At 65.1% G+C, this 21,827-nt stretch carries 18 protein-coding genes and 1 pseudogene; 8 read left to right on the top strand and 11 right to left on the bottom strand.

Annotation, left to right across the window (positions count from 1 at the left end; translation table 11 throughout):
• Positions 1-16: 16 nt before the first annotated feature.
• Both ACVWY3_RS25660 and ACVWY3_RS25655 read right to left on the bottom strand, forming a co-directional pair.
• Positions 17-1,402 carry an ABC transporter substrate-binding protein gene (locus tag ACVWY3_RS25660; RefSeq protein WP_456840950.1) on the bottom strand — a complete coding sequence of 462 codons (1,386 nt, stop codon included), beginning with the start codon at positions 1,400-1,402 and terminating at the stop codon, positions 17-19.
• A gap of 208 nt (positions 1,403-1,610) precedes the next feature.
• A complete protein-coding gene (locus tag ACVWY3_RS25655) occupies positions 1,611-3,533 on the bottom strand; it encodes an AsmA family protein (RefSeq protein ID WP_456843460.1) in 1,923 nt (640 codons plus the stop codon).
• Between the two features lie 271 nt (positions 3,534-3,804).
• On the opposite strand from ACVWY3_RS25655, the gene ACVWY3_RS25650 reads away from it, so the two are divergent.
• Both ACVWY3_RS25650 and ACVWY3_RS25645 read left to right on the top strand, forming a co-directional pair.
• Positions 3,805-4,512, top strand: a complete 708-nt coding sequence (locus tag ACVWY3_RS25650) for a CoA transferase subunit A (protein ID WP_018317833.1) — start codon at positions 3,805-3,807, stop codon at positions 4,510-4,512.
• A 15-nt stretch (positions 4,513-4,527) separates the two neighbouring features.
• Entirely contained in the window at positions 4,528-5,178 is a 651-nt protein-coding gene (locus ACVWY3_RS25645) for a CoA transferase subunit B (RefSeq protein ID WP_456840949.1), read from the top strand.
• A gap of 398 nt (positions 5,179-5,576) precedes the next feature.
• Here the strand turns inward: ACVWY3_RS25645 and ACVWY3_RS25640 are convergent, their stop codons facing one another.
• The 3 genes from ACVWY3_RS25640 to ACVWY3_RS25630 form a co-directional block, all read right to left on the bottom strand.
• Positions 5,577-6,455: an SUMF1/EgtB/PvdO family nonheme iron enzyme gene (locus tag ACVWY3_RS25640; RefSeq protein ID WP_456840948.1), complete on the bottom strand. Its 879-nt coding sequence runs from the start codon at positions 6,453-6,455 to the stop codon at positions 5,577-5,579.
• A gap of 52 nt (positions 6,456-6,507) precedes the next feature.
• On the bottom strand, positions 6,508-7,605 hold the full coding sequence (gene nirK / locus ACVWY3_RS25635) for a copper-containing nitrite reductase (RefSeq protein WP_456840947.1): 1,098 nt from the start codon (positions 7,603-7,605) through the stop codon (positions 6,508-6,510).
• A 243-nt stretch (positions 7,606-7,848) separates the two neighbouring features.
• Complete coding sequence (locus tag ACVWY3_RS25630) at positions 7,849-8,091, bottom strand: hypothetical protein (protein ID WP_456840946.1); 243 nt, start codon at positions 8,089-8,091, stop codon at positions 7,849-7,851.
• 122 nt (positions 8,092-8,213) lie between these two features.
• Between ACVWY3_RS25630 and hemN the strand changes: the two genes are divergently transcribed.
• A complete protein-coding gene (gene hemN / locus ACVWY3_RS25625; protein WP_456840945.1) occupies positions 8,214-9,566 on the top strand; it encodes an oxygen-independent coproporphyrinogen III oxidase in 1,353 nt (450 codons plus the stop codon).
• Between the two features lie 191 nt (positions 9,567-9,757).
• Positions 9,758-9,955, top strand: a complete 198-nt coding sequence (locus ACVWY3_RS25620) for a DUF1858 domain-containing protein (protein WP_456840944.1) — start codon at positions 9,758-9,760, stop codon at positions 9,953-9,955.
• 353 nt (positions 9,956-10,308) lie between these two features.
• Here the strand turns inward: ACVWY3_RS25620 and ACVWY3_RS25615 are convergent, their stop codons facing one another.
• The gene (locus ACVWY3_RS25615) at positions 10,309-11,019 is read right to left on the bottom strand and encodes a Crp/Fnr family transcriptional regulator (RefSeq protein WP_456840943.1); all 711 of its coding nucleotides are present in this window, start codon (positions 11,017-11,019) and stop codon (positions 10,309-10,311) included.
• Between the two features lie 129 nt (positions 11,020-11,148).
• Between ACVWY3_RS25615 and ACVWY3_RS25610 the strand changes: the two genes are divergently transcribed.
• Positions 11,149-12,360 (top strand): NnrS family protein, encoded by a 1,212-nt coding sequence (locus ACVWY3_RS25610; RefSeq protein ID WP_456840942.1) that lies wholly within the window; start codon positions 11,149-11,151, stop codon positions 12,358-12,360.
• Here the strand turns inward: ACVWY3_RS25610 and ACVWY3_RS25605 are convergent.
• The gene (locus ACVWY3_RS25605; RefSeq protein ID WP_456840941.1) at positions 12,332-13,378 is read right to left on the bottom strand and encodes an AraC family transcriptional regulator; all 1,047 of its coding nucleotides are present in this window, start codon (positions 13,376-13,378) and stop codon (positions 12,332-12,334) included. The genes ACVWY3_RS25610 and ACVWY3_RS25605 overlap by 29 nt on opposite strands.
• 200 nt (positions 13,379-13,578) lie before the next feature.
• Here ACVWY3_RS25605 and ACVWY3_RS25600 point away from each other — a divergent pair, with 200 nt between their 5' ends.
• On the top strand, positions 13,579-14,199 hold the full coding sequence (locus tag ACVWY3_RS25600) for a response regulator transcription factor (RefSeq protein ID WP_456840940.1): 621 nt from the start codon (positions 13,579-13,581) through the stop codon (positions 14,197-14,199).
• A 169-nt stretch (positions 14,200-14,368) separates the two neighbouring features.
• Positions 14,369-16,048 carry a mucoidy inhibitor MuiA family protein gene (locus tag ACVWY3_RS25595; protein WP_456840939.1) on the top strand — a complete coding sequence of 560 codons (1,680 nt, stop codon included), beginning with the start codon at positions 14,369-14,371 and terminating at the stop codon, positions 16,046-16,048.
• A 42-nt stretch (positions 16,049-16,090) separates the two neighbouring features.
• Here ACVWY3_RS25595 and ACVWY3_RS25590 read toward each other — a convergent pair.
• The 4 genes and pseudogenes from ACVWY3_RS25590 to ACVWY3_RS25575 form a co-directional block, all read right to left on the bottom strand.
• Positions 16,091-16,895: pseudogene (locus ACVWY3_RS25590) on the bottom strand (heme ABC transporter ATP-binding protein).
• On the bottom strand, positions 16,892-17,986 hold the full coding sequence (locus ACVWY3_RS25585) for a FecCD family ABC transporter permease (RefSeq protein WP_456840938.1): 1,095 nt from the start codon (positions 17,984-17,986) through the stop codon (positions 16,892-16,894). Before ACVWY3_RS25585 ends, ACVWY3_RS25590 begins: the two are co-directional and overlap by 4 nt.
• Positions 17,983-18,933, bottom strand: coding sequence for a heme/hemin ABC transporter substrate-binding protein (locus ACVWY3_RS25580; RefSeq protein ID WP_456840937.1), 951 nt, complete (start codon positions 18,931-18,933; stop codon positions 17,983-17,985). Before ACVWY3_RS25580 ends, ACVWY3_RS25585 begins: the two co-directional genes overlap by 4 nt.
• Before the next feature lie 6 nt (positions 18,934-18,939).
• Positions 18,940-19,146 carry a hemin uptake protein HemP gene (locus tag ACVWY3_RS25575; protein ID WP_456840936.1) on the bottom strand — a complete coding sequence of 69 codons (207 nt, stop codon included), beginning with the start codon at positions 19,144-19,146 and terminating at the stop codon, positions 18,940-18,942.
• 260 nt (positions 19,147-19,406) lie between these two features.
• Here ACVWY3_RS25575 and ACVWY3_RS25570 point away from each other — a divergent pair, with 260 nt between their 5' ends.
• A complete protein-coding gene (locus tag ACVWY3_RS25570) occupies positions 19,407-21,758 on the top strand; it encodes a TonB-dependent hemoglobin/transferrin/lactoferrin family receptor (protein ID WP_456840935.1) in 2,352 nt (783 codons plus the stop codon).
• The last annotated feature ends 69 nt before the right edge of the window (positions 21,759-21,827 follow it).

The following is a 21,827-nucleotide window of genomic DNA, read 5'->3' as shown; positions in this document are numbered from 1 at the left end:
GAGAGGGAAGGATACATTAACCCGCGACCTGCTTGATGCGGGCGATCAGCTCGTCGACGGCCTTGTCGACCGGAACCTTCTCGCTGACGACCCGGTTCATCGCCTTGGCCCAGACGTTCTCGTTGTTCAGAATCGTGAACTTCCAATTCTTGGTGAAGTCGAACGCCGCGGTGCCGCCCTTGAACTGGGCGTAGACGGCCTTGCGGTGCTTGTCAGCCTGCCAGAACGGGCTTTCCTGGCTTTCCTTGGTGACCGGGAACCAGCGGCCGAGCGCGCCCTCGATGTAGGGACGGACGTTCTCTTCCTGGAGCAGGAAGCTGATGAACTGCTTGGCCTCAGGCTTGTTCTTGGCCGCAGTGAAGATCAGTCCGGTCTTGACGTCGGAGCGGTAGCGGATGGTCGAGCCATCCGGCGCCTTCGGGAAGGACGCCGTGATGATGTCCTGCTCATAGGCCTTCTTGCCGGCGTCGCGCTGCTCCTGGGTCAAGGCCTGGTTCTGCGAATCCTCGAACCACTTCGCCGCGATCGAGATCGTGAAGTTATGGGTCATCACGATGGTCTTGTTGTGGAAGGCGACGTTGTTGTCCGGGTCCTTCCAGGTGGTCGAGGAGGGCGGGGTGCAACCCTTGATGTAGGTGTCGGTGTAGTCCTTCATCGCCTTGATCAGGTTCTCGCGCACCTGGGGATCGTCGACGAGGAGCTTGCCGTCGTCATCGACCAGCTTGACGTGGTAGGCGTCCATGAAGGTGTAGAATGACTGGAAGGCGTCGGTCGATTCCACGCCCATCGGCTGGCCGACGGCGTAGATGCGCTGGCCCGTGGCCTTGCGGATCGCCGGCTGCACCTTGTCGCACCAGAACGTCCAATAGCCCGACCAGTCGTTCGGGATGTCCGAGAGCTTGAAGCCGGCCTTCTCCAGCATGTCGTTCCAGATCTGGACGTGCATGCTCTGCTGCTTCAGCGGGAAGCCGTAATAGGCCTTCTTCTTGGTAACGTCGTTGTAGAGGATCGAGGCGTCCAGCGTGTTCTGCACGAACCGGTCCTTGATCGGCTCCATGACGTCGGTGAGGTCCTCGAGCTTGCCCTCATAGGCCCACTTGCCCTGCGCCTGCACATCATAGGAATCGGAATAGGCGACATCGGGCACGGTGCCGGCATCGAGCGCGGCGACCGTCTTGGGAATCATGTCCTGGATCGCGTATTGCGACAATTCGACCTTGATGCCGGACTTGGCTTCGAATTTCTTGATCGTCTCGATCAGCGCGTCGTCTTCGGAGCGGTAGAAGCCCTTGCCCCACCAGACCGTAATCGTCTTCTGCTGCGCAAAGGCAGGTGCAGTGGCGGCAAACAGCCCAGCCGCAGCAACCGCCAGTGACACTGCGCCAATAACCTTGGATCTCACGTTTTTCTCCCTCAAACGGCCGGAGTTTTTAACCGGACGTATAAAACACTAGCGCATGGCGCTGAGCCGATCTAGCGGCATCTTGTCAGACCTAGGTCGTGGGGGCAGCGGGCTCGACGAGATGCTTAATGCGTGCATCGATCCAATCGCCGCATCAATTCGGCCGGATCAATTCGCAGCGGATCGGCCAATGCCGGCCGATCCGTGCTCAATTGGATTTCGCGTTCTCTTTCGTGTTCTCGGCCGTCGGCGAGTCCGACGGCGCGGGGCGCTTGACGCCGGTGATCTTCTCGATGACCGAGCGTACCGTGTCGCCGCTTTTGTCGTCCTTGCCCTTGAGCAGCGGTGCGGCAAACGGCGAGCGGCGGATCAGGACTTCCGAATCGGGGAGGATCAGAGGATCGTCCCAGGGGCCCTGCACCACGAAGGGCAATTGAAAGCCCGACGCCGTGTTGAGGCTCGCGACGCCCTTCATGTCGTATTCGCGCGCCGGCACCGACGCGGTGCCGGTCAGCGTGATCTTCGCCGAAGGTCCCTCGATGCGGATGTCCTCGGCGGTCGCAACACCGTCGGCGAATTTCAGCGCGATGGTGAGGTTGTCGTAAGGCGTCGAGCCGTTGCGGAAATTGCCGCCGCCCGACAGCGGCCGCCGCTCCAGCCGCTTCAGAAGCTGCTCGGCGTTGATGCCGGCGATTGCACCACCGTGCCCGGTCACGGTGGCGGTGCCGTCGAGCGACTGCACGAGGCCGAACGGGCTGGAGCCGGAGGCGACGAGGGAGACGTTGATGTTGCCGCGGCCGGACAGCTTGTTGAGTCCGAACAACTCGGAGGCACAGGCCTGGAGGTCGACATCGGTGAACTGGAATTGCGCCTTGACGTCGGCGACGGTGTCGGAGCGCGCGATCCCGAACGAGCCCTTGGCGATGCCGCCATAGACCTGGGCCTCGCCCACCGAAAGCGCCAACGTGCCGTTGCGCAAATTGGCTCCGATCGCGGTGCGGCCGAGCTTCGATGCGCCGACCGTCAGCCTGGCTGCCGACAGACGCATGTCGAGGTCGGTGGTCGAGAGGCCGTTGAGATCGAACAGCTGCCTGTTCCAGTCGCGCGCGCCGCTCGCGAGCAGGCGGAAGGTGGAGATATAGGGCGTGAAGTCAAGCGCGTCGGCGGCGAGCGTCGCCTGAAGCGTCTGCCGTCCGTTGTTGGCGTAGGTCATGACGCCCTCGGCGGTGTTGCCGTCGAGCTCGACATTGACGTTGGTGAGCGCGATCGATGCGCCGACGACATTGGCGCGCGCCTTCAGCGCGAAGCGGCCGAAGCCGCCGCTGCCGGGCTGCGGCTGGCCGGTCCAGCGCAGCGCATTACGCAAGGACGGGCTGTCGATGGTGAGCGTGCCCTCCATCATCGCGCTGGTGCGGTTGGCGACGCTGCCATCGAAGGCGAGCTTGAGCGGAGCGCTGGCGATCCGCGCCTTCAGGCCCGAGCGGTCGCCGGAGAGGGCGGCGACGAAATCGGAAAAGCTGATCGAGCCGTCGACGCGCTCGCCGCGCCAGTCGAACTGTCCGGTCGCGGCGAAGGAGCGCGAGATCGAGGGCCAAGCCAGCGACAGGTCGATGTCCTCGAGCTTCTCGGTGGCGTGCGTGGCGGCATCCTCGTAATTGAGCACGCCGTCCTGGATCCGGATCTCCGAGAACGAGATCTGGTTGTCGGCGCCCGGCTTCATGGTGCGCGCGATGGTCTGGATGAACGGCGTCCAGTTGCTCTCGCCGTCCGGCTTCAGGCTGACATGGATGCGCGGCCGCAGCAGCGCCAGGTCGGCGATCTCGAACCGCTGCAGCAGCAGCGGCAGCAGCCGCAGATTGGCGGTGAGCACGTCGACATGGAGCGCGGGATCGGTCGTGCCGCCGCCCTTCAGGCCGACGTCATGGAAGGAGATGTAGCTCGCCGGCAGCACCGAGATGTCGATATTGCCCGCGACATTGAGCTCGAGCCCAGTGACGTCGCGGATCTGCGCCTCCACGGCCTTGCGCAGCGCGTCGCGGTTGATCAGCCATGAGGTCGCGATCAGGGTGATCAGCGCGATGCCGAGCAGCGCCGCGATCGGCGTCCCGAGGCGCTTCATTCCTTGGGCCATGGTCAATGGCATGTCCTGGTCGGGTTGGTCGTTGGAGCCGGAAGGGCGGGTCGGGAAACCTGCGTGCCCACGCCCAACCCCCGCAACTTGATGGGTTTTCTTGTCGCTTTCAAGGCCGCGGGCGGGTCTGCCCACGGTGTGGGCAGCTTCTACCACCGGTGACCTGAACGGAGAACCCCGTATCATTGACGGCTTCGGAGGATTTCGCCTAATAATCGCCGCCAATAAGGCGCGACGCCTGCCAGCCCAAGGTTCAGTCGAAGGTTTTTGCATGAACAAGGTCTATCCCGACGCCAAGTCGGCTCTCTCTGGCATTCTCAAAGACAACATGATGATCATGTCGGGCGGCTTCGGCCTCTGCGGCATCGCCGAGGAGCTGTCGGACGCGATCCGCGAGTCCGGCGTCAAGGGCCTGACGGTGGTCTCCAACAATGCCGGCGTCGACGGCATCGGCCTTTCCCGCCTGCTCGAAACCCGCCAGATCAAGAAGATGATCTCGTCCTATGTCGGCGAGAACAAGCTGTTCGCCCAGCAATTCCTCGCCGGCGAGCTGGAACTCGAATTCAACCCGCAGGGCACGCTCGCCGAGCGCATCCGCGCCGGCGGCGCCGGCATCCCGGCCTTCTATACCAAGACCGGCGTCGGCACGCTGATCGCCGAAGGCAAGGAAGTGAAGGAGTTCGACGGCGAGAAATATCTGATGGAGCGCGGCCTGTTCGCCGACCTCGCCATCGTGCACGCCTGGAAGGGCGACACCGCCGGCAACCTCATTTACCGCAAGACCGCGCGCAACTTTAACCCGATGATGGCGACCGCCGCGAAGATCACCGTGGCCGAGGTCGAGCATCTGGTTCCGGCCGGTGAACTCAATCCCGACCACATCCACACGCCCGGTATCTTCGTGAAGCGCATCGTCGAGGTCGGCACGGCCAAGAAGCGCATCGAATTCCGCAACACCCGCCCGCGTACCGCCGCCTAAGCGCAGGAGACTCACATGGCCTGGACCCGTGAACAGATGGCTGCGCGCGCCGCGAAGGAGCTGCGTGACGGCTATTACGTCAATCTCGGTATCGGCATCCCGACGCTGGTCTCGAACTACATCCCCGACGGGATGGACGTCTCGTTGCAGAGTGAGAACGGCATGCTCGGCATGGGCCCGTTCCCCTATGAGGGTGAGGAAGACGCCGACCTCATCAATGCCGGCAAGCAGACCGTCAGCGAGCTGCCCTCGACCTCGTATTTCTCGAGTGCGGATTCCTTCGGCATGATCCGCGGCGGCCACATGGATCTGTCGATCCTCGGCGCCATGCAGGTGGCGCAGAACGGCGATCTCGCCAACTGGATGATCCCCGGCAAGATGGTCAAGGGCATGGGCGGCGCGATGGATCTCGTCGCCGGCGTCAAGCGCGTCGTCGTGGTGATGGAGCATTCCGCCAAGGACGGCCCGAAGCTGCTCAAGAAGTGCAATCTGCCGCTGACCGGGGAGCGCGTGGTCGACATGGTCGTCACCGATCTCGCCGTCTTCACCATCGACAAGCACGGCGACGGCGGTATGGCTCTGATCGAGCTCGCCGACGGCGTCTCGCTCGACGAGGTCAAGGCAAAGACCGAAGCCGAATTCCGCGTCGCGCTGAAGAATACGTAAGGCTGTCGCGAAGGGGCGCGCATGACGATACGGTCTGCGCGTCCCGACGACGCCGGTCTCATCGCATTGATCATCCTGCGATCGATGCGTGGCTACCGCCCGCGCGGCTGGTTCGACGTTGCGCTCGGCTGGCCCGAAGCGGAATGCCTCGATTTCGTCGCGCGCGGTGTCGATGTGGCACGTCTCGCAGTTCTGGATCGCAGAGGTCGATGGCAAGCAGGGCGCGGCGCTTTGCGCCGTGCCGGCGGCAGGCACTGGTCCTGCGGCCTGGCGCGCGATCGAGGAAGTCGCTTCAGCGACCGGGCTCCCCGCTTCCGAGCTCGATGCCATCCGCAGACGCGGTACCTACACGCGCCCCTTGCCCGCCTTCGCGGGCAAGGGCCGCAGCAAGAGTTCCGCTACGACCTCGCCGCCCATACCTTGCCCCAGCGCGCCGACACGCTCGCCACCCACGACTCCTCGCGCACCAGGCGGAAGCCGAGATTGGCGGGCGGCACGCCTTGCGCGCAGCCGCCGGCGCGGGCGTCGCGGATGAAGTCGGTGACGTAGGCGCGGTGCGCACCTTCGGCGACGCGCACGCCGCAGTTGACGGTCGGGCGGCCGGCCCTGCCGGCTTCGTCGATCCGCGCGCGCACGAAGCAGGTCGAGGTCCATTCCCAGACATTGCCGGCGATGTCCTCGATGCCATGCTCGTTCGCGCCAAACTTGCCGAACGGATAGGCGGTGGTGTCGGAGAGGTCGCGCTCGGATTCGCGCTCGTAGCGGCTGAGCCAGCGCTTTGAGGGATCCTCGGCGTCCACCGGCGCGCCGTCGTCCTTGAATCTGGAGCCCGCGGCAAAGGCCCATTCCGCATCGCTCGGCAGGCGATATTTGTGGCCGGTCTTGCGCGACAGCCAGGCGGCATAGGCTTCGGCATCGTGCCAGCTCACCTGCACGACGGGGCGATCGAACGCGATCGCGACGCCGCGATCGAGCGCGCGGCAGCCGCCGTCCTGCACACAAAGCTGATAGTCGGATGACGAGACCTGATTGCGCATGATGTGCAGTGGCCGGTTGAACCGCATCGCGCGCAGCGGCACTTCCGCCTGCTGCCCGCCGCGAGTGAAGTCGCCGGCCTCGCGATAGGCGATATTGCCCGGCGCCACCCTCACGATAGCGGTCTCTTTCGCCGTGCCATGTACGCCAGCCATGTCGGAGACCAGCGGCGCCATCGCGATCGGCCCAGCGAGTCCAGCGGCGCAGGCCAATGCCAACTTCAGCTTGAATGCGATCAACATGGTCATCCCCGAAAGGAACAAGGGGCCGGTGATGACCGGCCCCTCGTCGCCTCTAGTTGGTGTTGGGAGCCGGTATCTCCGTGGGCGCCTTCACCTGGGTCATCAGATCGTCGTTCCACTTGCCTTCGACCTTGAAGTGCGCGGTGGCACCGAGGTCCGCGGCCTCGATGAGGTTATGCGTGACGTAGGCATAGATGCCAGGCTGCAGGAACTTGTACATCGCCGCTCCCGCGGAGCCGCCGCGGATGAACCAGGTCTCGAGCCCGACTTCAGGCGCGTTGGAGAACTTGCCGGTCTCCCAGACATAGTCGCCATGGCCGCCGATCAGATGCGGACGGCTGTCGCGATTGGCCTGCGAATGCACGATCAGCACGTTCTCGCCGACCTTGGCCGTCAGTGCGTTCTTGCCGGTGAGCGCGCCGACCTTGCCGTTGAACACGACGTGGGAGGGGATCAGCTTCTTCATCACCTCCTCGGTCTCGGTGAAGGCCTCGCCCGGCGAGTCGTAGGACTTGAACTTGCCGTTCTCGTCGCGCGGCACATACATATCCTGCTCGCCGATATAGTAGAGTTTGTCGTACCTCAGCGCGTGGCCCTTGCCGTCGTTCAGCCCGTCGCGCGGCAGCACCATCACTGCGCCGTTCATGCCGGAGACGACGTGCCAGGGAATCATCGGACCGCCCGGCGCGCAGTGATAGACGAACACGCCGGTGCGCGTTGCTTTCCAGCGCAGCACGACCTGCTCGCCGGGATTGACCAGCGTGAGCTCGGCGCCGCCGAGCGCGCCGGTCGCGGAGTGGAAGTCGATGTTGTGCGGCATGGAGTTGGTCGGGGGGTTGACCAGCGTCAGCTCGACATAGTCGCCTTCATGCACGACCATCAACGGGCCCGGCATCGAGCCGTTGAAGGTCATGGCCTGGAAGGTCGTGCCCTTGTCGTCGATGACCACCTTCTTCTCCTCGATGGTCATCCTGAATTCCATGATCTTGGGACCCTGCGTCGTCGCCTGTTCGTGCGGGTGCACGAAGGGAGGGGCGACCAGCTCGACCTTCTGCCGCGGCAGCTTGAGATCGCTCGCAGCAAATGCGGGTGTCGCGAGCATCAGGGCGGTCGCGGCGGCGCTGATCAATGCGGCTCTGCGGGTGAACATCGGAAAGCATCCTTCATGTGAAAGGGTTTTGATGACGGATGCAGTGTGCGCCGATCTACGCAGGCGTGTTTGCGCTGCGACAAGCTTTTGCCGGATTCGGCTCCGGTGAATTTCTGCAGAGGTTTGCCGAAGCGACATCGGCGATAGGGGGAGCATGACAACGCATCGCGCGACATCAGCCGCGCCAGCGGCAAGTGGTTCGCATGTTCGGTCACGGTGATGGTGAATGGCTGGATGCGCCGGCTAGAGCAGATGGATCGCAATCCAGACCGTGCCCCAAATCGCAACGGAGAGTGCGGCGAACACCGCCGCCATGACGGCCAGCACGCGCACGAGATGATTTGCGCCGGCAGAGGGCGTGGCCGGCACGGGACGAAAATCGTCGAAGCGCGGAATATGGCCGCGAATGCCGATCAGCCAGAGAACGAGATCGAGGCGAACGACGCCATAGCCTATCTCCAGGAAGCGATCATTAAACGTCATCATCGGCCAAATCCGGCGCTCGGACTTTGAGCAAGCGCAAGGTGGCGCATCCGGAAACGGGTAATTCAATGCCGTCCGTGACCTGCCGCGCCATGGCGCGGCATCGATTTACGAATGGGTAAGACATGAGGACCGATCTCGCAGCGAGCTATGGCGAAGAACGTCTGCCGCGCTACACCAGCTATCCGACCGCGCCGCACTTCTCGGCGGCGATCGGCGCAGACACCTACGCCAGATGGCTGTCCGAGCTGCCTGCGGGCGCCAGCGCATCGCTCTATCTGCACGTGCCGTTCTGCCGCGAGATGTGCTGGTATTGCGGCTGCCATACCCAGATCGTCCGCCGCGACGGGCTGATCGCCGCCTATCAGCGGACGCTGCGCAGCGAGATCGCGGAGGTCGCGAAGACCATCGGCCGCCGCATCAGGGTCGAGCACATCCATTTCGGCGGCGGCACGCCCACGATCATGGCGCCGGACGCCTTTGCCGAACTGATGGCGGCGATGCGCCGTTGGTTCTTCGTGCTGCCCTCGGCCGAGATTGCGGTCGAGATCGATCCGCGCACGCTGACCGCCGAGATGGTCGAGGCGATGCGGCTCTCGGGCGTCAACCGCGCGAGCCTCGGCGTGCAGAGTTTTGATCCGGTCGTGCAACGCGCGATCAACCGCGTGCAGAGTTTTGAGCAGACGGCTGTTGTCGTCGGCATGCTCCAGCGCGCCGGCATCAAGGGGATCAATTTCGACCTGATCTATGGGCTGCCGCACCAGACCGTCGCCTCATGCCTCGATACAGTGCAGCGCTCGCTCGAGCTCGGGCCGGATCGTTTCTCGGTATTCGGCTATGCGCATGTGCCAAGCTTCAAGAAGCACCAGCGGATGATCGATGAGAACCATCTGCCTGACGGCCTTGCCCGTCACGACCAGGCCTGCGCGATCGCCGATGCGCTGAAGCAGACCGGCTATGTCCAGATCGGGCTCGATCATTTCGCGCGTCCCGACGACGCCATGGCGGTCGCCTTCGAGGACCGAACGCTGCGGCGCAACTTTCAGGGTTACACGACCGATCGCGGCGAGGTCCTGCTCGGATTCGGCGCCAGCGCGATCGGCCATCTGCCCCAGGGCTACGTTCAGAACGAGGTGCAGATCGGCGCCTATGCGCAGAGCATCACATCGGGCTGCCTCGCCACCGGCAAAGGCTACGGACTGACCGACGACGACCGGCTGCGCGCCGACATCATCGAGCGCATCATGTGCGAGTTCAGCGCCGATCTCGGCGAGATCTGCGCGCGCCATGGTGCCGAGCCCGAAGCCGTGCTGCAATCGGCTCCGCGCCTCGAGCCGCTGATCTCCGACGGCGTGGTGAGGCTCGACGGCGCCCGTCTCGCGGTCGCAAGCGACTCGCGCTTTCTGGTGCGCAGCGTCGCCGCCGCGTTCGACGCGCATCTCGATCCTGGGAAGCAGCTGCACAGCCGAGCGGTGTAGCCCGTCATTCCGGGGCGTGCGAAGCACGAGCCCGGAAATCCATCATGGAGCGCGTGACGTCGAGGAATGGATTCCGCGCTCGCGCCGAACGGCGCGCCCCGCAATGACGGCGGAGGAACTGGCATCAGCTTGCGCTCCAGCAAAGAAACCCACACCCGCTCCGCTATCGTCACTTCGGAACGGAGTTGTCCATGCCTTTCCGATCCGACGATCTGGTCGATGACATCATGCGCACGGCGCCGCACACGATCCGCGTGTTCCTCGCCTTCAGGATGGCATGTGTCGGCTGTCCGATCGCGACCTTCCACACCGTGGAAGATGCCTGCCGCGAGCACGGCATCGATCAGGACAAATTCCTCGCCGCGCTGTGCCAATGCGTGCCGGCGTGAGGCGGGTTGGAGTTCGCGCGGGTCGCGCGCGGATTCCCGCGTGAGGGCGGTCTTTCGCCGTAAGCGGAGCCGCCCTCACTCCTAATTTCAAGGTCGATGTGGCGTTCACCTCTCCCCGTAAGAACGGCAGGGATATCGCATATGCGGATAATGCTGCAGGTTCGATGTGCCTTGTGAACAGCCGATCGCGCCACAAACTCGTCATGCCCGGGCATAGCCGTCCGCAAGGACGGCGTCGCTTCGCTCGCCTATGTCCCGGCCATGACGATGTGGAAACGGTAGCGCCAAAAATCACACCGTTTTCATATGCGATTGCCCTGGTAAGAACGGGGAGAGGGTGAAGAAGAGTTATTTCACGCCGCACCGCTGTCCGCCGTCCGCTCCGCCAATACGACGATCCGGTGCGGATCGCGCAGGATGATGCGCTGGCGGCCGCTCTCGACGAGGCCCTGGCTCTCCCAGCCGCTCAGGATGCGGCTCACCGTATGCAGCGTCGTGCCGGTCATCTGCGCGATGTCCTGGCGGCTGATCGGGAAGTCGATCTCGATGCCGTGGCTGAGCTTCTTGCCGGATTGCTTGGCGAGCCGCAGCAGCGCATGCGCGACGCGCTGCTCGACCTGTTGGGTCGACATTTCCAGGATGCGGGTGTGGCTCTCCTGCAGCCGCGCCCCGACCGTCTGCAACGTGTTGGCGGCGAGCGAGGGAAATCGCTCGACCAATCGCGGCCAGGCCGAATTCGGCCAGATCAGCACCACGCTGTCGTCGACCGCCATCGCGGTCGCCGGATAGCGCACGGCGCCGATCGCCATCGCGAGCCCAAAAGTCTCGCCCGGCGCGACATAGCGCACCACGATCTGCTCGCCGGTCGGCGTAGTCTTGGCGGCGCGGACATGGCCGTGCAGCAGCAGGAAGAAGGATTGCGCGTCCGCGCCCTGCTCGAAAATGGCGGTATTCTTCGGATAGCGCGCCGAGCGCGCCTCGCGCAGGATCTCCTCGAGGTCCTCCGGCTTGACCCCGGCGAACAGCGGCAAATGCGCAACCAGCGATGTGTCGACCTTGGCCATTCTGCCTCCTTGGCATCAGGGAGTGTGATGGCACCTGCAATCGTTCTGCAGTTTGCGATAGCGCAAAAACGGGCCGGCCGGACGGCAGTATTTTTCCAGGCAAAGTTCCGAATTCACAGGAGTTGCCTCATGGCTGGCGCCCGATCCCGTAATTTTCAGGGCTGGCCGCTGTTTGCGAACAGTTTTCGGCCCTTTTTCCTGCTGGCCGCGATCGAGGCGGGCCTGTCGATCCTGGTCTGGCTGCCGATGTTCTACGGCGAGCTGTCCGTGAGCTCGGCCTTCGCGCCGCGCGACTGGCACGTCCACGAGATGCTCTACGGGTTCCTGCCGGCGGTGGTCACCGGCTTCCTGTTCACGGCGATCCCGAACTGGACCGGGCGGCTGCCGATTCAGGGCACGTCGCTTGGCGCGCTGCTGGTGGTGTGGCTTGCCGGGCGTGCTGCCGTGACCCTGTCTGCCGATATCGGCTGGGGCTTCGCACTCGTCGTCGATGCCGCCTTCCTGGCGCTGGTGGTCGCGGCCGCAACGCGCGAAATCATCGCGGGCGGCAATTGGCGCAACCTTCCGGTGGTGGCCCTGGTGCTCGTGCTGCTCGCGGGCAACGTCGCCTTCCATCTCGAAGCGCACTACGAGGGCGCGGCGGATGTCAGCATTCGAATCGGCATCACTGTGGTGTTGCTGCTGATCGCGCTGATCGGCGGCCGCATCATCCCGAGCTTCACCCGCAACTGGCTGGTCAAGTTCAATCCCGGCCGCCTGCCGGTGCCGTTCGGACGTTTTGACGGCGCTGTGATCGGATTGAGCGCGCTGGCCCTCATCGCGTGGATGGTGACGCCGCTCCACATGATCACTGGCGCCGTGATGGGGCTCGTCGGCGTGCTGCACCTTGTGCGACTTGCGCGCTGGGCCGGAGATCGCACCACGCGCGAGCGGTTGCTGCTGATCCTGCATGTCGGCTACCTCTTCGTGCCACTTGGCTTCATCCTGAATGGGCTGGCCGCCTTCGGCGAACTGCCGCCGAGTGCGGGCATTCATGCCTGGATGGCCGGTGCGGCCGGCACCATGACGCTCGCGGTGATGACGCGTGCGAGCCTCGGCCATACCGGTCAGGCGCTGACGGCCTCGCCCGCGACGCACGGCATCTATCTCGCGATCATCATCGCGGCGCTGGCACGGGTCGCTGCCGTGGTGTTGCCTGCGCACGGCGATGTGCTGCTGCACATTGCCGCGTGCGGCTGGATCGTCGCCTTCCTTGGCTTTGCGGTCGCATTCGGGCCGTTGCTCGCCGGCAGCCCCCGACGCGCACTCGCCATCATGGGCCTGCCGGCGCCTGCACGCTGAGCCAGGCTGCGTTCGCCGACAGCGGCCGCACGCCGCGCCGCCATTCCGTGATGCTGCAGCCGAAGCGACCGCGAAACCAGCGCGCCATCGCGCTCTGCGCGGAGAAGCCGAGCTGGGTGGCGATATCGGACAGCGGCCGGTCGGGATCGTCGATCAGCTGGATCGCGAGATCGGCGCGCTGCGCATCGAGGATGGCGGAGAAGCTGGTGCCGGCTTCGGCCAGATGCCGATGGATAGTGCGGCGGGTGCAGGCGAGGTGCTCGGCCACGCGCTCGACCGTGCAGTCGCCGCTGGGGAGCAGGCTGCGCACGACCTCGTCGACCTTCGCCTCCCAGCTTGCCGGCCGCGTTTCGATCGCCTCGATCCGCTTGCGCAAGTAGCTCGCGATCAGCGGGTGGGCGCTCGGGATCCGCCGCCGCATGTCGTGCGCCGACAGCAGGATCGCATCGTCGTCGGCATTGAAGAGTACACGGCAGCCGAAGAAATCACGGTAGCGCTTGCGGTCGTGCGGCGGCGGATAGTGCAGATGCACCTCCTGCGGGCGCCAGTCGCTGCCGAACAGCGACTGGATGATGCGGTGGATGCTGCCGAGCGCCATGTCGATCGATTGCCGTGGCGCAGTCGGCCGCCGGCCGCGCAGATGCAGGGTGACGGTCACCGTCTGCTTGTCCTTGATGACGTCGAGCTTCATGCCGTCATGATGGACATGAATGAAGCGCGAGAACGCTTCGATGGCCTCGCCGACGGTCGCCTGCTCGCGCACAATCAGGCCGACGGCGCCAAAGTTGGTGAGGCCGCCGCGCTCGGCGAGCCGCAAGCCGAAATCTTCGGCACCCGACGCCTCTGCCGACAATTCGAGCAGCCGGCGCAGGCTCGTCACGGCAATAGGCGTATCAGGCTTGTCCAGCACGGCCAGTGGCAGCCTGACCTTGCGCATCATCTGCTTCGGGTCGAGCCCGACTGACCGGGCGACCTCCGCGTAGTAGCTCAAGCCTGCGCTGCGAATGAGGTCGGTCATGTGAACCGCTCGTGCCAGCCATTCCCGTAGATGTCCCGAAATGTAAAGTTTCTGTCCCGATCCGTCAAATCCGGGAACACGATGGAACGTACATAAGGGAAACCGAAGCACCGGCGCGAATGCCGTGCTCACGACGGCGTGGCAGGGCGATGCGGCCCGCCTCCGGACCCATTTGACCAAGACATTGCTGGATCGGGATTATGCCTGGGAACATGCTTTCCAAGGGTGAGGTATTCGTCATCGACACTGACGCCGCCTCCCGCGAACAACTTGCCAATGCGCTCCAGCAGAGCGCGTATGACGTGATCTGCTTTGCCGATGGCGCATCGCTGCTGTCGGAAGCCAAGGCGCGGATGCCGGCCTGCGTGCTCCTGGAGATGCCGCCGGATCGCTCGGCACTCGATGTGCTCAAGCGGCTGCGCGAGGAAAACTGCATGGCGCCGGTGCTGGTGACTTCGGCCAACGGCAGCATTTCCATGGCGGTCGACGCCATCAAGAGCGGCGCGGCCGATTTCATCGAGAAGCCGTTCCGCACCCACGACATCGTCGGCCGGATCGATGCCGCTATCGACGAGTCCGGCCAGCCAACCTCGAACCGCCAGCGCTGGTTGCCCGGCTGCGAGCCGCTGACCGGGCGTGAAGGCGACGTACTCGAGCATCTCGCCGCCGGCCTCACCAACAAGGAGATCGCCCGGCGCATGCATCTGAGTGCGCGGACGATCGAGGGCTACCGCGCCAGCATCTTGAAGAAGGCCGGCGCCAGGAACGTGACCGATCTGCTTCGTCGCATCTTCGGCCAGGGCTCGCCCACTCAGGGCTAACGGCCTTCCGCTGCGGGACGATTCGTGCCGTGGCCATGGTGCCGCCGCAGCGGTGCCCCATGGAAACCTCAATCGAACCGGTTCCTCCGCTGCCGCGTCCAATCATGTTGGCGAGGCACTTGATCGCGCGTCCGGCTGGCGGCGCGGCGATACCGGCAGAGAGGAATTCATGCGCATCACCGTAAGATGTTTGGCAACGACGAGCCTGGTTCTGGTGACCACGGCGTTCGCGTCGCATTCATGGGCCGCCGATGTGGACGCCACATCGGCCATCGACGCCGTCACCGTTTACCCTGATGGTGCGACCGTCACCCGCGTCATCACGGTCGATTTGCCGTCCGGCGACTCCACGCTCGTGGCCAAGGACTTTCCGCTCGGCCTCGATACGTCCTCTCTCCGCGTCGAGGGTGAAGGCGGCGTCAAGCTCACCATCGGCACGATCGATGCGCGGCCGCCGCGCGCGGCGCCGGTTAACCTGCCTGAGCTCGAAAAACGCATCGAGGCCCTGAACGACCAGCGCGCCGATCTGCAGGGCGCGATCGACGCGGCCAATGCACGGCGCAAATTCGCGGAGCACTTTGCGGAAGCCGCTCCCGTCGGCATCGGCGAGAAGGGCGAGGCGCGGCCGATCGCCGAATGGCGTACGGCGTTCACCGCAGTCGGCGACGAAATTGCGAGCGCCGATACTGCCATCCGTGAGGCCACACGCAAGATGCGGGAGATCGACCGGCAGATCGCCCAGCTCGAGGTCGAGCGCAAGGCCAAGCCGCCGAGCAAGCTGGAGGTCCGCATGGACATCGCGTCGCCCGCGGCGACCAAGGCGACGTTGCGGATCACTTATAATATGCGCAATGCGCGCTGGCTGCCGCTCTATGATGCCCGGCTCGACACCGGCGCCAAGGATCGCAAGCCGCAGCTGGAGCTGGTCCGCCGCGCCGAGATCACGCAGTCGACCGGCGAGGACTGGTCCAATGTCGCGCTCGGTGTTTCCACCGTCCGCATCAGCCGCGGCGGCAGTGCCCCGGAGCTGGGCTCGCTGGTCGCACAATATCCGCAAATTCCCAAGCCGATGGCACTCGGCGCGGCCTCGGACTTGGCGCGGCCCGCCCCCGTGGCGCGGCAGATGCAAAGTCCATCCTTCGCAGCCAAGCTCGCGGAGTCGCCCGAGCCGCGTGAGCGGGCCGACGAACAGCAGGCGATTGCCGAGATCGGCGATTTCCAGGCGACGTTCAAAATTCCCGGCCGCGTCAGTCTCGGCGCCGCCGAGGGCGCCAAGAGCCTGCGCATCGCGTCGATGACGGTGCCTGCCGATCTCGCGGTGCGCGCCGCGCCGGTGGCGGATCCCACCGCCTTCCTCGAAGCCAGCTTCAAGCAGGCCGACGACACGGCGCTTTTGCCGGGCAAGGTCGCGATCTATCGCGACGGCGTCTTCGTCGGCCGCGGCAAGCTCGCGGCTTCGGCCAAGGACGACATCGTGCGGCTCGGCTTCGGTGCCGACGACAAGGTCAAGATCGAGCGCGCCGTGCTCAAGCGCAACGAAGGCTCGGCCGGCGTGCTCGTGACGACGTCGAAGACCGACGAGCGTTCGTTCAAGACGACGATCCGCAACGGTCACGACCTCCCAATTCGCGTGGCGATCGAGGATCAGCTGCCGGTCAGCGAGAACGAGGACATCGTCGTCGAGATGCTGCCCGCGACCACGCCGCCGACCGCCAGCAACATCCGCGACAAGCGCGGCGTGCTGGAATGGTCGTTCGATGCCAAGCCCGGCGAAGTCAAGGATATCAACTTTGTCTGGCGCGTCCGCTGGCCGAAGGATAAGGGCATGGTGATCGTGCCTGCGGGGTAGGGTGCTAGCCGAGAGCGCACCGCCTATGCGGAAACAGGATGGCTAAATTTCGGTCTGAATCGCCCGCATCGACTGCGGCAGCACATACGGCACGCCGTCATCACCCCTATGAACGATGGCGTCGATCTCGAAGATCTCGCGGATCCTCTCGCCCGTGACGATGTCCGCACGCGGGCCGTCGGCGGCAAGCCGGCCGCCGCTCAGGACGACCAGCCGGTCGGCAAAGCGGATCGCGAGGTTGAGGTCGTGCAGGATGGCGATCACGGCGGTGCCGCCAGCCGCGCGGCGGCGCGCCGCTTCGACGAGGTCGATCTGATGACGCAGGTCGAGGCTCGAGGTCGGCTCATCCAGCAGCAGCACGCCCGGCCCGTGCTCGGCCTCGCCGCCGGCGAGCTGCACCAGCACGCGGGCGAAATGGGCGCGCTGCTGCTCGCCGCCGGACAGCGTCGGCAATTGCCGGTCGCGGAAATGCGAAAGGCCCCACCTCGCCCAGCGCCGCGTCGACGAGCTTGCCTGCCTCGCGCGGGCTGCGCTCGCCCGCGCCCATCAGCACGATCTCCTCGACCGTGAAGGGAAAGGTGACGTTGATGTGCTGGGACAGCATCGCGCGGCGCCCGGCAAGCTCGCGCGGCGTGTAGCTGCTGATGTCGCGCTGCTTCAGCCGCACCTCGCCCTCGCTCGGGCGCAGATCGCCGGAGAGCAGCCGCAGCAGGGTCGATTTGCCGGCGCCGTTCGGGCCGATGATCGCGACCGTCTCGCCGGCCGCGACCGTCAGGCCGACGCCGTCGAGCAGCGTCGCGCGACCGGCGCGCTTGCTGAGGGCACGCGCCTCGATCACGGCGCTCATAGCGAGGCGAGCCCGCGCTGCCGCAGCAGGATGCCGAGGAAGACCGGCGCGCCGACCGCCGCGGTCAGGATGCCGATCGGCATCTCCGCGGGCGCCACGATGGTGCGCGCCAGCGTGTCGGCACCGACCGTCAGGATCGCGCCGAGCAGCACTGAAGTGGGCAGCAACAGGCGATGCGCCGGCCCGATCACGAGGCGGAGGAGATGCGGCACCACGATGCCGACGAAGCCGATCACGCCGCTGATCGACACCGCGACACCCGTCATCGCGGAGACCATCACGATCGAGATCTTCTTGAGACGCTCGACGTCGACGCCGCCGTGAAAGGCATCAGCTTCGCCGAGCACCAGCAGATCGAGGCCGCGCGCGATGAACGCGCAGGCGGCAAGCCCGATAACGAGGACCGGCTCAAGCACCGCGGCCTTGGTCCAGGTCGCGCCGCTCATCGAGCCCAGCATCCAGAAGGTGATGTCGCGGAGCTGGCGGTCGTCCGCGATGAATACCAAGAGCCCGATGCCGGCATTGGTGATCGCGGTGATGGCGACGCCGGCGAGCAGGAAGATCGCGATCGAGGTTCTGCCAGCGCGACTGGAGATGCCGTAAAGGATTGCGGTCGTCGCCAGAGATCCCGCGAAGGCCGCGAGCGGCAACAGCTCGGTCTGGAGAAAGCGCAGTGTCTCGCCGAAGCGCGAGTCGGTGAACACGATCGCGCTCGCGGCCGCCAGTGCCCCGCCGCTGGAGACGCCGACCAGCGCGGGATCAGCGAGGGGATTGCGGAACAGGCCCTGCATGATGGCGCCGGCCGCGGCGAGCAGGCCGCCGACCATGGCGGTCGCCGCGATTCGGGGGATGCGGATCGACCACAGCACGAGCTGGTCGCGCGCCGTCATGGCATCGGCGGGCGTGCTGCTTGTAAAGCCGAGCGCCGCAGGCAGACGGGAGAGAGGAATGCCGGCTGCGCCGACCGTCAGCGCAACGATGGCGGTGACCACCAGCACCGCGACAAGGAGAGGGATCGCCACCGATGTGAACCGACGGCCCGCACCAGCTCGTCGCGGGCTCCGCGCCTCGACTCCGACCGCCACGCTCATTGCCGGCAATTAGCCGCCGACAGGGCCGACGTGAACGCGCCGCTCTCGGCCAATGCCGGATAGAGTTTGACGGCGAGATCACGCGCCGCCGCCGCCGTGCGCGGCCCGAAGCCGAGCAGGTAGAGCCCGTCCATGGTGATAAAGCTCTTGTTGGCGGCGACCGGCGTCAGGGCGAAGCCGGGATGGGCATAGACCGCATCGGCCTGCAGCGAATCCTTGCCGCGCTCGATCGAGAGGACAACATCAGGCTTGGCGGCCACGATCGCCTCGTCGCCGATGATCTTGTAGCCGTCGTAATCGTCGACCGCGTTCGCCGCGCCCGCGAGCTGGATGATCTCGTCGGCCGCGGTCTTGTGGCCGGCAACCATGGCGCGCCCGTTCTGGAGCGACATCACGAACATCACGCGCACCGGCTTGGTGACCTTGGCGCGCAGCGTGCGAAGCTGGGCGAGATCGGCGCTGACCGCGGCGCTGAGGCACTCGGCGCGCGCATCGACGCCCATGGCATGGCCGACCAGCTTGATCTTTTTGAGCAGGCCTTCCTCGGAGAAAGTCTCGGGGACCAGCACCAGCGGCACCTTCGCCGTCTCCAGAATGTCCATGGTCTCGCGCGGGCCCGAGCCCTGGATCGCCAGGATCAGGGTAGGATTGAGGCCGAGCACGCCCTCGGCCGAGATCTGGCGCATGTAGCCGACATTGGGTTTGTCGTTCAGCGCTGCCGCCGGATAGAGGCTCGTGGTGTCGACGCCGACCAGCCGGCTCTCGAGCCCGAGCGCATAGAGGATCTCGGTGATGGCGCCGCCGATCGAGACCGTACGCGCGAAGTCGGCAATAGTGACGTCGCGATTGCGGGCGTCATGCACAATGATATCGGTGGCGTGCGCTGCGGAGGCGAGCGCGATCGTGCCTGATAGCAGGAGATTTGCGAGGGTGCGACACAATGTCATTGCGATCTACTTCGTCAGGATCAGCTTGTTCTGCGAGGTCAGGCGCAGGCGATAGCTGTCCTCGCCATGCGCGATGATGATCTCGCGCTCCGCCGCAAACAGCTCGCGGCTGTCGATCCGGCTCCCTCGCATGATGAGGGTTCTCGTTGTTGCAGAAGGGCTTTGCGCCGGCCCTGCCGCATCGCCGCTATGGTCTCCGGACGCTGCCGACATGGTCGTGTGATGCGCTTTCGAGTTCTTGAGTGCTGCCTGTTTGTATAAGCGGCGCGAAGCGCATTCCAACGGCTGCAATTTACAATCGATATAAACTGCAACCCGATGTCATTGACCGCCTGGGTGTTGCCGCGTAACCAATTGTGACAGCGGACAGCAGGTCCGCGACTCGAGAAAATCAGCCAGCCAGTCGTTCGCATGCGAACGCGCGCCAGCCAGACGACTCCAAAAATTGAAGTGAAGTGCAGGCTGGGGCTGATATGGCTGACGGGGCTAGGTATTCGCGCGCCCTGATTTTGGGCGCGTCGGTGGTTTCAATGGCGGCAGTGGTGACGGAGAGCAGCCTTGCGCAGGCCGCTCCGCCGCAAGCCGAAAACGCGTCGTCGGAACGGCCGAAGCAGGTCAGGCGCAAGCCGCCCAAGCCGCAAGTCGCGCAGCAGACAACGCCCGAAGCCTTGAACGCGCGTGCCCAGGCTGGCGGCAGCGCGCCGGTTCAGGTGCTTGATACAATTACGGTCGCCGCAACGAAGACCAAGGAGCGCGCGATCGAGGCGCTCGCGCCGGTCAGCTCGATCTCGCTCGATCAGATCCAGGGGCTTCAGCCGAACCGGCTGTCGAACATCTTCTACGCGGTGCCCGGCGTGTCGTTCCAGGAGCGCGGCGACGATCCGGCGACAGTCATCAACATCCGCGGCTTGCAGGATTTCGGCCGCGTCGCCATCGTCGTCGACGGCGCGCGGCAGAACTTCCAGCGCACCGGCCACAACGCCAACGGCTCGTTCTTCCTCGATCCTGAATTGATCGGCGGAGTCGACGTCGTGCGCGGGCCGACGGCCAACATCTACGGTTCGGGCGCGATCGGCGGCCTGGTCTCGTTCCGCACCAAGGACGTCAACGACGTGCTGCGTCCCGGCGAGCGCTGGGGCATCGATCTCTCCGGATCCTACGGCACGAACAATGCGCGCGGCCTCGGCTCGGTATTCGGCGGCGTGCGCGCCACGCCCGGCGTCGACATCTTCGGCGGCGCAGTCTACCGCACGCAGGGCAATTACAAGGACGGCAACGGCACCGAGATCGGCAACACCGGCAACCAGGTCGAAGCCGGATTGCTGAAGCTCACGGTGCGCCCGGCGCTCGGCCACGAGGTCAAGTTCGGCGCCACTTTCCAGGACTATCAATACAATATCGGCCAGTTCAACACCGGCCCGGTGGCGACCGCGGCCCAGCGCGCGCTCTATCAGGGCTCGTCGGTCTATGCGTCCGACGTCAAGAACTACACCGGCACGTTGACCTGGAACTATTCGCTGCCGAGCGACAATCTGTTCGACACGCACGTGTCGGTCTACGGCAACCGCACCGACCAGGATCAGACCAAGACCTATCACTATTCGACCTCGGGCGCGGCCTATTGCGGCGCCGGCAATTTCGGCAACAACATCTCCGGCTGCATCGGCGATAAGCGCGGCTACACGCTGAACACGGTGGGCTTCGACGCCAACAACACCACGCGCTTCAATGTCGGCGACTGGCGCAACGCCGTGACCTACGGGGTCGATGCGTTCCAGGACGACGTGATCACGACCGACAGCCGCGGCAATTCCAACGTCACGACGCCGAGCGGCATCCGCACTGTGTCGGGCGGCTTCCTGCAGCTCAAGCAGAACTACGGCACGTGGTTCGAGGCCATCAGTGCGATCCGTTACGACCGTTACAATCTGCAGTCGGGCACGACCAATACCGGCGGCGACCGCTTCTCGCCGAAGATCACGCTCGGCGTCACGCCGGTCGCGGGCTTCCAGCCCTATGTCAGCTATGCCGAAGGCTATCGTGCGCCGTCGATCACCGAGACGGTGATCTCCGGCGCACATGCGACCGGCGGCGGACCGGCCTTCTTCGTCTGTCCGAACGGAACCGTCGGTCTGTTCTGCTTCCTGCCTAATGCGAATCTTCGCCCTGAAGTCGGCAAGAACAAGGAAATCGGCATCAACCTGAAATACGACAACATCTTCAGCGCGAACGACTCGTTCCGCGGCAAGATCAACCTGTTCCGCAACGACGTGTCCGACTACATCGATCTCGTCGCCTCGGCGCCGGTCGCGGTGCCGCCGTTCGGCTCGTTCAGCCAGTTCTACCAGTACCAGAACATCGCCAATGCTCGCATCGAGGGCTTCGAGGCGGAGACGATGTACGATGCCGGCGACTGGTTCGTCGGCGTTGCCGGTCACTACATCAAAGGCAAGAACGTCCAGACCAATATCGGGCTCGCCACCATCACCCCGACCAAGGTCGTCACCACAGGCGGCGTCCGCCTGCTCGATCGCAGCCTGGTCCTGTCGGCGCAGTGGGCGTCCTACGGTCCGAACAACGACATCCCTGCCGGCTATGTGCCTTCGACCGGCTACGACCTGATCAACCTCTACATGACGTATGCCGCGACCAAGGACGTCGTGTTCTCGGCCTCGATCGACAATCTCCTGAACCAGTACTACCGGCCCTACGCCATCCCCGGCAGCTCGACCGACGGCACCACGCAGAACGACGTGCTGTGGACGAGCCCGGGGCCGGGCAGAGTCTACAAGGCCGGCCTGAAGATCCACTTTGGAGGTGCGTGAGCCCTGGGGGCCGCAACACCACAAACTTCCGCCGGGCCGCGCTGATGCTCCAGCGCGGCTTCGGCGCGT

It is taken from the genome of Bradyrhizobium sp. USDA 4486 (assembly GCF_054057995.1).
This window is presented reverse-complemented; position numbering and strand designations above follow the sequence as displayed.